Here is a 12,611-nt window from a genome sequence, read left to right as displayed (position 1 = left end):
AAATGGCGACAATCGGCAGCTTCACCGCCAACAAGGACGGCTATACGGGTACAATCCGAACGCTCACCGTGAATGTCAAAGCCAGCTTCGTGGTGAACGAACAAAAGACTTCGGAGAGTGCCCCGCATTATCGGATCTATGCCGGCCGGTCTGAGCTCGGCGCTGCCTGGAAAGCGAAGACGACTGGAGATCATCCAAGGGATTATCTGAGTGTATTGCTTGACGATCCGAGCTTTCCCAACCCTATCCGGGCAGCCCTTTTCGACGACGAAGATGTCGCGTTCTTGGTGTGGAACCGGCGAGAGGGATAGGGACTTTGCCCAGGACTTAATGGGAGTGTTGCGTTTGATTTGATGCAATGATCTGTGCCGATTCCGCGCTCTCGACGACTTTCTGAAACTCCGCAAGCAGTTCCGGAAAAGAGCGGGCAAGAAATCGCACGATGCGGGCGTTGTCGATCAGACGCTTCACATATCCGGTGGCGATGACGAGATCGAGATGATCCTGCCCATAGGTTTCTTCCAAAAGCCGGAACTCACGATCGAGTTTTTCCGACTCTTGTTCCATCATGTCTTTCACCGGCAATAGAAGTCACTTTTTTGCTTTCGTTGGGAGTCTGTCGCCGTAAGGCGATGGGACAATTGATGCGATCTCGGGATTATAAAGTAATAAAGAGAGTGTTTATTGCCTAAAATTAAAAATTTCTATTTTTCGGAATATTAAAGTGCAGTAAAGGGCTGGGGATTTATCTCGATTTAGGGTTTTCTTAGTCGTTTGGCGCTGAATCGAGCTATTTCAAGGGCTGCTTCATAAGTCATGTCTTCGCGTTCAATAAGATAATCAAGTATATTGACGAACTCTTCAGCGGCTTGTTGCGGTAGAGTCTCGTGCGGGAGTTGTTCCCAGAACACCGACACAACGGCATGCACGAAACCGCGGTATTGGGAGAGTGTATCGACGGCTGGTTGGATGTCGGCAGCGAGTGCATGGGTACCATGCCCTGTGAGAAGCCAATGGAGATTAATTTGATGAACATGCGCAATGGTCTGGAGAACTGATATGCTTGGTTCGACATTCCCTCTTTCATAGTTTGCGTACGTCCCAGCAACAATTCCCAGAGATTGCGCGAAATCATCGCGTGAAAACGCGCCCCTCACTTGTATAAGCCTCTGAGCAACTTCTGTTTTTGGCTTAGCAGGTCGTGCCATACAAATAAACACAAAAACTGAATTTATAGCTTGAATAAATCCAGAATATGTGTAAACTCCATGCTGTCGGCCGAACTTTTTAGCCGATTCTTGTTACAAGCTCTCGGAAGCGGCTCGCACCAACGAACCGCTTCCGAAAGACAATGGCTATCCCGAAAGCAAATCGACAGCTAACCGCGCCGGTTCAGAATACCTAACGATCACCCCTTTTTAGCAAAAATGAGATCCTAAACGCTACAGAAAACGAAGTGTCCTCCGATCTAGCCGGCCGCTATAACCCCCGTCTCGTGAAACACGATTTAATTCTCTTTGTCTCCTAGCAAGCAGAGTTCGTTAATAGTTAAGAGGAAAAACTAGATCAGTGTTTGGAAAGGAAATTTTATGTAGTGTAATGTTTTTCAAATATAAAAATAGTATTTTGAGATACTCGTATTTTATATTCCTAGAATAGGATGTGGTAGTTGCCGGAGTGAAAAATCATCCGACAACAGTGATAGATTTCAGATTTATAGAATTCGTCTGATTAAAATCTATTTTAGAAAGTATTAGGGCATAAATGACGTTAGCAGTTATCTACACTCGAGTATCCAGTGCAACTCAAGTGATGAAGGGCGACGGCCTAGCCTCTCAGGAGCACCGCTGCCGTGAGTTTGCTGCCTACAAAAATTATGAAGTAGCTGAAGTGTTTCGGGATGAAGGTGTTTCCGGCGGCGATGTAAATCGGCCCGGTTTTAAAAGTATGATGATTTGGCTAAATACGCATCGGTCGATGCTGCCCGTTGTCTTGATTGACGATGTTTCACGTTTAGCTCGTGACACAGAGGTTCATCGAAAACTACGCAATGCCTTAGGAGCTGTAGGCGCTAGGTTGGAAAGTCCATCCATCGAATTCGGCGAAGACGCAGACAGTATGTTGTTTGAAAACATTGTTGCCAGTATGGCTCAGCACTTTCGCCAAAAGAATGGTGAACAGGTTCGCCACCGCATGAAGGCTCGACTCATGAATGGATACTTCACCTTTTGGGCTCCTACAGGATATCGATACGCACGTGTGAAAGCTCATAGTGGCAAATTTTTAGTTCGAGACGACCCAGATGCTGCAGTAATTGAAACGGCGCTATGTGGTTTTGCAACAGGCAGATTTCAAACTCAGTCTGATGTGAAACGGTTCCTCGAATCTCACTCGATCTTTGCCCGCAATTCCAGAGGAGAGATTCATCCGCAGCGGATAAAAAACTTACTCACAAACAAGATTTATGCGGGCTATTACGAATATGAGCCTTGGGGGGTGCCGCTGACGAAAGGGAAGCATGAAGCACTTATTACATGGGACGCTTTTCAACGTATCCAGGCCCGGCTTCGCGAAAGTGCGTATGCTCCAGTATGCGTAGACACTGAGAAGGAGTTTCCGCTGAAAGGTCATGTAGTTTGCCATAGATGTACGCAACCCTTAACGGTCTACCGAGCAAAGGGGCGCAGTAGACACTATTTTTACTACGAATGTTTTAATAATGACTGTGATGAGAAACGTAAATCTATCAAAAAGGACGTAATTGAAAAGGAGTTCGAAGAGATTATTAAGAAAATTCGCTCTCAGGAAAATTTTTTGTTGAGGGATGTTTCTAGTAATAAGAAAGTGAACATAAAAAGTCTTGCCTCAAAATTCAGTTACATTTGGCAAGAGGATGAGAAATTTCAGTCCGACGACGAGAGTTTGGCTGTAAGTCCTAAGAAAAAACTTTGCGAGACGGGTTGCGGGAAAGTATTCAAAGAATGGGAAGTTGTTTCACAAGATATGGAAGAAAGGGAATATTTAGAAAATTGGAAGCATATATATCTACAATCACAGTTATTAATTGCGGTATCTGGAGGTGTCTGGAGGGTGTGGGAGTTAGCGTCTTTATCACTCCGTGGCGAAATACTTAGAAAAGTTTTTGCGAAACCCTTGCGTTACGCTCGAAATATCGGATTTTGTGATATGGAACTTACCAGTGGATTTAAGTTTATAGCCGCATACAATGACAATCAATGTGAGGCTTGAAGATAGTATTGCCGAAGTTAAGTTCGGAGGAAATTCAAAATAATTTTTGTGATATTAACTTAAGAAAAGAAAGGAATAGTCATATGTAGAATTGAATTTAACGTAAACTCCTAAAAAACTTAGTGGTCCCAAGTTGGCGAATATGTTCACGCCATCTAAATTTGGAGAAGTTGCGAGAGTTGAAAATTTTCCTGCGAGATCAGTTTTTATAGATTTAATATTTAGGGGGGGGCTATGAGGGCGCATCTGGAACAACAATTTGCATTCTCTGTTCGAGAAAATCTTGTTTCAGGAAGTCTTCTGGCACTCGATCACTCATATTAGCTGCGAAAGACAGCACGGAACCTTAGCCAGTCCCGTACCCGGTTCGGTCAGGCATTGCGACCGGATAGTCCAATGAACTCCCCTCGAAGCAACGCCTGACTAAAGAGCTTCCCGCCTACTCAAACGTCCGCAGAAAGGCGATGACATTGGCGATGTCTTCGTCCTTGCGCAGGCCCGCGAAGGACATTTTCGTCTTGGGGACCAAGTCCTTTGGCTTGTGCAGATAGGCGGTGAGGGTTTCGTCGTCCCAGACGAGGCCGCCTGCGGCCAGCTCCACCATGTTTTCGGAGTATTTGAAGCCCTCGACCTGGGCGGCGGGGGCGCCGACGATGCCGTTGAGGGACGGGCCGACCTTGTTCTTGGCTCCCTCGCCAACCGCGTGGCAGGCAGCGCACTTCTTGAAGACCTTTTCTCCGGTGGCGGCATCGCCGTCGGCCAGCGCAGGGTGAACTGCCAGCAGACCGGCAAGGGTGGCGAGGCAGGTGAATGTCATTCGCATGGGTTTTCCTTTCCTTTGCGTCGAAACCCGGCCGCTGGAGCGGAGCGGGAACGGCCCGAGGCATTGCGGCCGAGGGGGCCGGGCGAAACTGCGTTCGCCCGGCTTTGCCGGTCCGTCCCTGGCCTCATTGTCGGACGGCCGGTGTCCGGAGCCTGTCCCGCTTGTCTGAGCCACGGGGCATGCTCCAGGTCTTCGGATGACGCGTTTCCGGATGGCGAACCGGTTCTCCTTTCGCCAGGAAACGCTCAAGTCTCAGCCTGTAGGGGATGAGATAACCGTCCGGGCACATCCTCTCCTTGACAACCGTCAAGCGGCGCCCACACCAGTTGCCGGGCTATTCGGCCGCGACAGGCTGGCGGGCCAGATGACACTGTGCCCAAAGCGAATGCAGCGCACAGACAAGCCGGTCGACATCGCCGGGTGTGTGAACCGGCGAGGGTGTGATCCTCAGCCGTTCCGTCCCCTTGGGCACGGTCGGGTAATTGATCGGCTGGATATAGATGCCGAAGTCCTCCAGGAGCGTATCCGACAGGAACTTGCACTTGGCCGGATTGCCGACGATGACCGGGATGATGTGGCTCGGATTGTCCACATGCGGGATGCCGAGGGTGTCGAGCCGCCGCCGCACCTGGGCAACGATCGCCTGGTGTGCCTCGCGTTCCACGTTGCTTTGCTTCAGGTGCCGGATGGAGGCGGTCGCTGCCGCCGCAATGGCCGGCGGCAGGGCGGTGGTAAAGATGAAGCCGCTGGCAAAGCTTCGGACGAAATCGCAGAGCTCCGCGGAAGCTGCGATATAGCCGCCAACAACGCCGAAGGCCTTGCCGAGCGTGCCCTCGATGACGGTCAGGCGGTCCATGAGGCCCTCGCGTTCGGCAATGCCGCCGCCGCGCGGGCCGTAGAGGCCGACGGCATGGACTTCGTCCAGATAGGTCATGGCGCGATAGCGGTCGGCAAGATCGCAGATTTCGGCGATCGGGGCGATGTCACCGTCCATGGAATAGACGCTTTCAAAGGCGATCAGCTTCGGCTTCGACGGGTCCGCGGCCTGGAGTTTGGCTTCCAGGTCCTGAACGTCGTTGTGCTTCCAGATCACCTTCTCGGCACGCGAATGACGGATGCCCTCGATCATCGACGCATGGTTCAGGCTGTCGGAAAAGACGATGCACCCCGGTATCTGCGAGGCAAGGGTGCCGAGCGCCGCCCAGTTCGAGACATAGCCGGAGGTGAAGACGAGCGCGGCTTCCTTGCCATGGAGTTCCGCCAGTTCGGCTTCCAGGAGCACATGGTCGTGGGTGGTGCCGGAAATGTTGCGGGTCCCCCCGGCGCCTGCGCCGCAGCGGTCGATCGCCGCATGCATGGCGGCAACCACCTTCGGGTGCTGGCCCATGCCGAGATAATCGTTTGAGCACCAGATGGCGACGTCCTTCGTGCCGTTGCCGTTTGTCCAGCGGGCTTCGGGAAAGTTGCCGCGCTTGCGCTGCAGGTCGATGAAAACCCGATAGTTTCCGGCCTGTTTCAGCTCCGACAGGCGGCTTTTGAAAAAGGCTTGATAGTCCATGACATCCCCGCTTTCTCACGTATCGGGACGAACTTAGGAGGCGGAGACGGAGGCCTGAATGACAATAGTCAAGAAGAGGCGGAAAGCGGTGATGACCAGACCTTTCTATTGTGCAAGGTTACGGGGACGCTGTAGAGGTTTCTCGTAAAACCTGATCAGGAAGAGATGCATGCCGACCGATCGCCAGAGGAAAATCGCGCAGAACTCGCTGCTGCTTAAGAGCTTTCCGCAGGAGATCCGCGAGATGGTGCTGAGCCTGTCAAGCTGGCGGACCTATGACCGCGGCGAGACCCTGTTCCTGCAGGGTGAAACGGCGCAGGCGATCCACATCGTCATGGACGGCTGGGTGAAACTCTACCGCATTGCGCCCAATGGCGGCGAGGCGGTGGTGAATGTCTTTGCCAAGGGCGAGAGTTTCGGCGAGGCGGTCGCTTTCCGCGGGCTTGCCTATCCGGTTTCGGCGGAAGCGGTCACCAATTGCGAGGTTATGCGCATTCCAAGCACTGCCATCCTCGAGGCCATGCGCAAGGATCCGGAGATTGCGGTTTCCGTTGTTGCCTCCACCTTCATCCACCTGCATTCGCTGGTCTCCCAGCTGGAGCAGCTCAAGGCGCAGACAGGCCCGCAGCGCGTCGCCGAGTTCCTGCTGGAGCTGTGCGAACAGGAAAGCGGCAATTGCGAGGTGACGCTTCCCTACGACAAGTTTCTGATCGCCGGCCGTCTCGGCATGAAGCCGGAAAGCCTGTCGCGGTCCTTTGCGCGGCTGAAGTCCGTCGGCGTTCAGATCAACCGCAACCATGCGGAAATCGAGGATATCGAACGGCTCAGGGCCTTCTCCGAAGAGGACCCGGTCGAAGCGTGGCACAAGGGCTGACCATGAAGCTTGAAACCGCACTCGCCGCCATCGACGACGCCAACGCAGCCGATCCGAACCGGGAGGAGGGGGTGCCGGCGGCTCTGCTTTACGGCCGGCGGATGAGTGAAGAACTGGCACGCTTTTTCCCGCAAGCGGGCGATCCGCTGAAGATCGCTGCAAGGGGTCAGCATATCGAACGCTGGACTTCGCCGCGCGGCTCCTATCCGGAGGGCAAGGCCGGCTACCATGCCTGGCGCCGGGACCTGGCGAAACATCATGCGGACCGCGTCGGCGGCATCATGGCGGCGGCAGGGTATTCAGAGGCAGAGATCGAGGCGGCAGCCCGAATGCTGCGCAAGGAAGGCATCAAGCGGGATGCGGACGTGCAGGCGCTGGAAGATGTCATCTGCTTCGTCTTCCTGAAGTGGTATTTTGCGCCCTTCGCCGCCAAGCACGAGGATGCCAAGGTACTGGACATCGTTCAGAAGACGGCCCGCAAGATGTCGGACGAAGGTCGCGCCCGCGTTCTGGCCGAATTCGACCTGCCTGAACCGCTCGCTGCCGCCTTCAGACTGTGATTGCCGGTACCAGATAAAGGCAAAGCAGCAGCAGGCAATAGAGCCCGATCACCCAGCTGAAGCCCGACAGCCATGCCGGCGCCTGCCAGAGACCAAGAAAGCGCGACAGGATAATCCGCGCCTTGGCCCAGGCCAGAAACAGCAGCAGACCGCCAAAGAGGCTGCGGCTGAAAAGATCCGCGCTGACCGACGTGACCAGAACGGTGGCGATGCTGAGGCCCATCAGGGCGAGCCAGGCACAGACAAGCGGTCTGGATGTCATCTGCCCTTACCCCAGCACATAGATCACCGGAAAAAGCAGCACCCAGACAAGGTCGACCATGTGCCAGAAGGCGGCCCCGGTCTCGATGTTGCGCGGGGCGTCCTTCCAGGCAACGATGCCCAGCAGAAAAATCCCGGCCGCGACATGGGTGGCGTGAAACCCGGTGAGAAGATAGTAGAAGGTGAAGAAGGGATGCGTCTCCGTGGAGATGCCTTCCGCCGCCTTCGCTGCATATTCCTGAAACTTGATCGCCAGAAAAGCGCCGCCAAGGAGCATGGCCCCGATCAGGTGCCAGCGGGCTGCGGCACGCTTTGATCTCAGTCGTAAAGCGAGACTCCTGGCTGCCAGAAATCCGCTGGTGATGAGGATGACGGTGTTGATGCCGGCGAGCGCCGGATCGAGCTGGGCACGTGCTGCCGCAAATCCCGACGGATCGGAAATCCTGACGCTCATGAAGGCGGCAAGGCCGGCGCCGAAGACCAGGAGCTCGCTGACGATCAGCACCCACATCATCAACTCGCCGGGCAGGTTGTCCAGCATGCCGGTATCGGGTTTCGGGGCGGAAGCGTGCACGGCCGGTTCTATCCCCCGACGATCTGGCGGTAGATCTGGGGCAGGGCTCGGGTCAGGTGATCCGGATGCGGGATCACCGCAAAGCCGCCCTGGCCGAAGAGCCGCGGGAACCAGGATTTCGCCGACTTGTCGATGGTGACGCCAAAGACCGATTGTCCTGCGCGCCGGGCTTCCCGGACGGCCATCCTGGTGTCCTCGATGCCGTGGCGGCCTTCGTAATGATCGAGATCGTTCGGCTTGCCGTCCGTGATCACCAGAAGCAGCTTGCGCTTGCGCGACTGGGCCGCAAGGTCACGGGAAACATGGCGGATGGCAGCTCCCAGCCTTGTGTAGAAACCGGGCCGCAAGCTGCCGATCCTTTGTTCGACATGTTGGCTCATCGGTTCGCCGAAGCCCTTGCAGGCCTGAAGATAGACGCGATGGCGCTTGAGCGACGAAAACGCATTGATCGCAAAGTCGTCGCCGCAGGCGTTGAGGCCCCAGGCCAACGCGGTCAGCGCCTCGCGTTCGATATCAATCACGGCCCGGCCGGTGACGGCACTTTCGGTGGAACGGGACACGTCGAGCAGGATCGAGACCGCCAGGTCTCTCGCCTCCGGCCGTGTCTGCAGCCAGATCCGCTCCGAGCCGGCACCGCCGGCGAAACGCTCGGCCTCGGAACGCACGACGGCGTCGAGATCAAGCGCATCGCCGTCCAGATGGCCGCGCGTCGTCACGCGGCCGGGCCGCAGAGCCTCGAATTGTTTCTTCACAGCATGGATGCGGCACGCAGTGCGCTCGTCCCAGGCGGCCGTGCCTTTTTCCGGATCGGCTTCGGCAAGGCTGGTCAGCACACAGACATGGTCCGGCAGGTATTTGCCGCTGCGCGCATCCCATTCGGGATAAAGATGCTTTCCGGAAAGACGCTCCCGGTCGACATCCTCCGGCGCAAGGTCCAGATGCAGTTTCAGTCGCGTGGCCGGAGCCTTGGAGATCTGGCCGAGACCGATTTCCTCCTGGTCCTCGGCAGCCTTCTTGGCACTGTCATGGTCGTCGTCATCGACACGGCGGTTAAGATTGAGGAATTCCGCCCAGCTGAGGATCGCCTCGAACTTGTGCAGGATCAGGCTGTCCTTGCGCTCCGCCTGATCGGCCTTGCGGCGGCGGGCACGGACCGTTTTGCCGGCGGCTTCTTCCGGTGTGCCTTCCGTTTCCCGGCTTTCGACTTCATCGCCTGCGGAAAAGACGACTTCGCGCAGATCCGGCCAGAGCGGAACGGGTCGGAAGGGGCGGTAGCCGCGCGGAGCGGTCACATCGGAGAACGCCCCGCGGTCGATAAGCTCCAGCATCTCCTGGGCTTCGCTCGTCAACTGGGCCGGGTCGCCCAGCCTGAAGCGGATAATCCGCTCCAGACTGTCTTCGCTCGTGGGCAACTTGGCAGACGGGCGTTGCAGAAGCGCCTGTTGGCAGAGCGCGGTATAAAGCTCGCGCAGGCCCGGCGCTTGGGTCAGCGTTTCGCGGACCATTGCGCTGGTGACCTGCAAGGCCCGGAGATCCGCAGCAAACGGATCAGGTTCGGCACAATGCACAGGAGCGTGGGCCGCCAGCGCCGTCAGCCACACATAGAGCGCCGCATTGGCTTCACGGAAGGGAAAAACCGCGAGGCTTGCGGGCAGCCGCAGAACCTCGCCGTCGAAACTTGCCCGCGCCACGGCCTCGGCTTCGGTGCCGAGGCGCCTCAGAAAACCGAGGCGGTGGCGCGAGACTTCCTCGCTGACCGGTCGAAGCTCCACGCCGTGAGCTCCTCCCAGTCCTCGGAAAAGGACAGCAAGCCGCCCGCCGACCTCATTGAGGCCGACCGCAGCTCCATGATGCACCTCGGGTGCATCGAGGCGGCTTGCAAACGCGTGCCACAGTTTCCCGATTGTTTCTTCGGGTTCCCATGGCTCGAAGTCGATCTTGCCCATCGGTCTGGCCTCACCCAAACACGGCCGTGACAAGATCAAGGAGCCCGCGTTTCACGTCGTCATCGTCGCTCAGCGGCTCGATCATCGCCGCTTCGATGGCCCGTTCGATCGGCATGCCCTGCGCAATCAGCGTTGCCGCGTAGACGACGAGACGGGTCGAGACGCCTTCTTCCAGATCCTGGCCCTTGAGCGCGCGCAGCTTGCCGGCCAGGCGGACCAGGGATGCGGTGCGTTCGCGGTCGAGCCCGCTTTCCTCGCAGACGACCTCCGTCTCGAGGTCTGCCGGCGGGAAATCGAATTCGAGCGACAGGAAACGCTGGCGGGTCGAAGGCTTCAGGGTCTTCAGGATGTTCTGGTATCCCGGGTTATAGGAGGCGACCAGCATGAAGCCGGGGGCCGCGACAAGTTCCTCGCCGGTCCGGTCGATCGGCAGCGTCCGGCGGTCGTCGGTCAGGGGATGCAGCACCACCGTCACGTCCTTGCGGGCTTCCACCACCTCGTCGAGATAGCAGATCGCGCCCTCGCGGACGGCCCGGGTCAGCGGCCCGTCGACCCAGACCGTTTCGCCGCCCTTCAGGAGGTAACGTCCGATCAGGTCCGCGGCAGCGAGGTCGTCATGGCAGGCAACGGTATAGAGCTTGCGGCCGAGCCTTGCCGCCATATGGGCAACGAAGCGGGTCTTGCCGCAGCCGGTCGGTCCTTTCAGGAGGACCGGCAGGCCGTTTCTGTGCGCGGCTTCGAAGACATCGCATTCGTCGCCTTGCGAGAGGTAGAAGGGGGCGGCTGCCGCCCCCTTCGCCATGGAGACACTGGCTTCCATATCCATCACTCCGCCGGTGCACCGGCTGCTTCACCCGGCTGGATGACTTCGCGCCGGGGAACGGAGATCGCGTAGATGAACAGGAACGCGCCGAGAACGAAGGCGGCACCTGCGCCGAAACGCATCCAGTAGAACAGGGCCAGTTGGTCCTGGACGTCCATGAAATACTCGCCCATCACCCGTTGCAGGTGCGTCTGCACGGTGCCGGCGAAAGTCAGGACGAATGTCATGAAGGACATGCCGCCGGCCATCAGCCAGAAGGAGACCATGTTGAGCACCTGATTGTAGGGATCGCGTCCGCGCAGCAGCGGCATGGCGTAGCTGATGATGGCCAGGTTCAGCGATACATAGGCGCCGAAGAAGGCCAGGTGCCCATGCGCTGCCGTGATCTGCGTGCCGTGGGTGTAGTAGTTCACGCCATGCAGGGTGTGCAGGAAGCCCCAGACGCCGGCGCCGAAGAAGGCGAGCGTGGCGCAGCCGAGCGACCACAGCAGCGCGGCCTTGTTGGGATGGTCCCGCCGGCCTTTCCAGACCATGACGAAAGCGAAGGCCATCATCGCAAAGAAGGGAACGACTTCGAGCGAGGAGAAGATCGAACCGATCCACTGCCAGTAGCCGGGGGTGCCGATCCAGTAGTAGTGGTGGCCGGTACCGAGGATGCCGGAGAAGAGCGCGGCGGCGACGATGACATAGAGCCATTTCTCGATGACTTCGCGGTCGACACCCGTCAGCTTCAGCATCAGGTAGGCGAGGATGGACGCCATGATCAGCTCCCAGACGCCTTCCACCCACAGGTGCACGATGTTCCACCAGTACTGCTTGTCCAGTGCCAGGTTGCTGGGATTGTAGAAGCTGAACAGGAACAGCAGCGCCAGGCCCCAGAGGCCAAGCAGGAGGATGTTGGTGATCGCGGTCTTCTTGCCCTTCAGCACCGTCATGGTGATGTTGTAGAGGAACATGAGCGCGGCAACGACGATACCGACCTTGACCCATTTGGGCTGTTCGATGAACTCGCGGCCTTCCTTGCCGAGCAGCCAGTTGCCTTCAAAGAAGTTGAAGACATAGGTGAGCACCACGCCGAGCGTGCCGAGCACTAGGATGGCAAGCTGCAGATAGGCGAGCCTGGGCGAATGCAGCTCCCGTTCCGCTTCCTCCGGAACGAGGAAATAGGCGGCACCGAAGAAGCCGAGCAGCAGCCAGACGATCAGGCTGTTGGTGTGCAGCATCCTGACGATGTTGAAGGGAAGCAGCTCCGACAGGAAATTCGGTGCCACGTAGATGTAACCTGCCAGCAGACCGCCCAGAACCTGGACGGCGAACAGGGCGAGCGCCACGGCGAAATACGCCAGCGCGACCTTTTGGGATTGATATTTCATCTTGGGTTTCCTTAGCGTTCAAGATCAACCGGCGTCGTTGGGCGGCCAGTTCTGGGTGTTGATCTTGTTTGTCCAGATCAGGAAATTGGCGAGGTCGCGGATTTCCTCGTCCGTCAGATGGAACTGCGGCATCTGCCGGCGGCCTTCGATGCCGGTCGGCTGGGCTTCCATCCAGCCCTTCAGCGTATCGAATGCTGCTTCCGGATCGTCGATGACGCCCCAGCGGGTCATCACGTTGCCGACTTCAGGCGCGAAATAGGCGCCTTCGCCCAGGATCGTGTGACAGTTGATGCAGGCCTTGTCCTCCCAGACACGCTTGCCCGCCGCCACGCTGTCGGTCAGCGTGCTGGCATCGGTCGACGTGCCGGTGATGTAGAGGTGGCTGTGCGCCGACAGCCCCACAAAGATGATGATGAAGAAGAGTGACCCGCCATAGAATATGTTCCGGGCCATGCTTTTGGTCATGACTTCGCGCATGGCGACCGACCCCCTTTGTAGCCGTTGATGGTGGCTGAACATTCGGGGAGCGGCAGGGCGGAATCCTTAACAAAAGTCAACTGCCCGGAAATT

The 12,611-nt window shown here is 57.3% G+C and carries 14 protein-coding genes; 4 read left to right on the top strand and 10 right to left on the bottom strand.

Annotation, left to right across the window (positions count from 1 at the left end; genetic code table 11):
- The first annotated feature begins 2 nt into the window (after positions 1-2).
- Positions 3-311: a DUF736 domain-containing protein gene (locus ACX3M4_RS13550; RefSeq protein WP_459359077.1), complete on the top strand. Its 309-nt coding sequence runs from the start codon at positions 3-5 to the stop codon at positions 309-311.
- Between the two features lie 16 nt (positions 312-327).
- Here the strand turns inward: ACX3M4_RS13550 and ACX3M4_RS13545 are convergent, their stop codons facing one another.
- Both ACX3M4_RS13545 and ACX3M4_RS13540 read right to left on the bottom strand, forming a co-directional pair.
- A complete protein-coding gene (locus ACX3M4_RS13545; protein WP_459359428.1) occupies positions 328-579 on the bottom strand; it encodes a plasmid partitioning protein RepB C-terminal domain-containing protein in 252 nt (83 codons plus the stop codon).
- Between the two features lie 176 nt (positions 580-755).
- Positions 756-1,208 carry a helix-turn-helix domain-containing protein gene (locus tag ACX3M4_RS13540; RefSeq protein WP_459359076.1) on the bottom strand — a complete coding sequence of 151 codons (453 nt, stop codon included), beginning with the start codon at positions 1,206-1,208 and terminating at the stop codon, positions 756-758.
- A gap of 556 nt (positions 1,209-1,764) precedes the next feature.
- On the opposite strand from ACX3M4_RS13540, the gene ACX3M4_RS13535 reads away from it, so the two are divergent.
- Positions 1,765-3,249: a recombinase family protein gene (locus ACX3M4_RS13535; RefSeq protein ID WP_459359075.1), complete on the top strand. Its 1,485-nt coding sequence runs from the start codon at positions 1,765-1,767 to the stop codon at positions 3,247-3,249.
- Between the two features lie 439 nt (positions 3,250-3,688).
- Here ACX3M4_RS13535 and ACX3M4_RS13530 read toward each other — a convergent pair whose 3' ends face one another.
- Together ACX3M4_RS13530 and hemA are read right to left on the bottom strand one after the other, a co-directional pair.
- Entirely contained in the window at positions 3,689-4,072 is a 384-nt protein-coding gene (locus ACX3M4_RS13530; protein WP_459359074.1) for a c-type cytochrome, read from the bottom strand.
- 334 nt (positions 4,073-4,406) lie between these two features.
- Complete coding sequence (hemA, locus tag ACX3M4_RS13525) at positions 4,407-5,630, bottom strand: 5-aminolevulinate synthase (protein ID WP_459359073.1); 1,224 nt, start codon at positions 5,628-5,630, stop codon at positions 4,407-4,409.
- A gap of 169 nt (positions 5,631-5,799) precedes the next feature.
- Between hemA and ACX3M4_RS13520 the strand changes: the two genes are divergently transcribed.
- Together ACX3M4_RS13520 and ACX3M4_RS13515 are read left to right on the top strand one after the other, a co-directional pair.
- Positions 5,800-6,504 (top strand): Crp/Fnr family transcriptional regulator, encoded by a 705-nt coding sequence (locus ACX3M4_RS13520; RefSeq protein WP_459359072.1) that lies wholly within the window; start codon positions 5,800-5,802, stop codon positions 6,502-6,504.
- Between the two features lie 2 nt (positions 6,505-6,506).
- On the top strand, positions 6,507-7,064 hold the full coding sequence (locus ACX3M4_RS13515) for a DUF4202 domain-containing protein (RefSeq protein ID WP_459359071.1): 558 nt from the start codon (positions 6,507-6,509) through the stop codon (positions 7,062-7,064).
- Here the strand turns inward: ACX3M4_RS13515 and ACX3M4_RS13510 are convergent.
- The 6 genes from ACX3M4_RS13510 to ACX3M4_RS13485 are packed head-to-tail and all read right to left on the bottom strand — an operon-like array spanning position 7,054 to position 12,518.
- Positions 7,054-7,326: a cytochrome C oxidase subunit IV family protein gene (locus ACX3M4_RS13510; protein ID WP_459359070.1), complete on the bottom strand. Its 273-nt coding sequence runs from the start codon at positions 7,324-7,326 to the stop codon at positions 7,054-7,056. The two genes, ACX3M4_RS13515 and ACX3M4_RS13510, sit on opposite strands and share 11 nt — an antisense overlap.
- 6 nt (positions 7,327-7,332) lie before the next feature.
- Positions 7,333-7,899, bottom strand: coding sequence for a cytochrome c oxidase subunit 3 (locus ACX3M4_RS13505; protein WP_459359069.1), 567 nt, complete (start codon positions 7,897-7,899; stop codon positions 7,333-7,335).
- A gap of 8 nt (positions 7,900-7,907) precedes the next feature.
- Complete coding sequence (locus tag ACX3M4_RS13500) at positions 7,908-9,845, bottom strand: VWA domain-containing protein (RefSeq protein ID WP_459359068.1); 1,938 nt, start codon at positions 9,843-9,845, stop codon at positions 7,908-7,910.
- 10 nt (positions 9,846-9,855) lie between these two features.
- Entirely contained in the window at positions 9,856-10,665 is an 810-nt protein-coding gene (locus ACX3M4_RS13495; protein ID WP_459359067.1) for an AAA family ATPase, read from the bottom strand.
- A gap of 5 nt (positions 10,666-10,670) precedes the next feature.
- Positions 10,671-12,041, bottom strand: coding sequence for a cbb3-type cytochrome c oxidase subunit I (locus ACX3M4_RS13490; RefSeq protein ID WP_459359066.1), 1,371 nt, complete (start codon positions 12,039-12,041; stop codon positions 10,671-10,673).
- A gap of 24 nt (positions 12,042-12,065) precedes the next feature.
- Positions 12,066-12,518: a c-type cytochrome gene (locus ACX3M4_RS13485; protein WP_459359065.1), complete on the bottom strand. Its 453-nt coding sequence runs from the start codon at positions 12,516-12,518 to the stop codon at positions 12,066-12,068.
- Positions 12,519-12,611 lie beyond the last annotated feature (93 nt).

This window comes from Roseibium sp. M-1 (genome assembly GCF_054515675.1).
The sequence above is the reverse complement of the archived record's forward strand: the minus strand, read 5'-3'. Positions and strand labels throughout refer to the sequence as shown.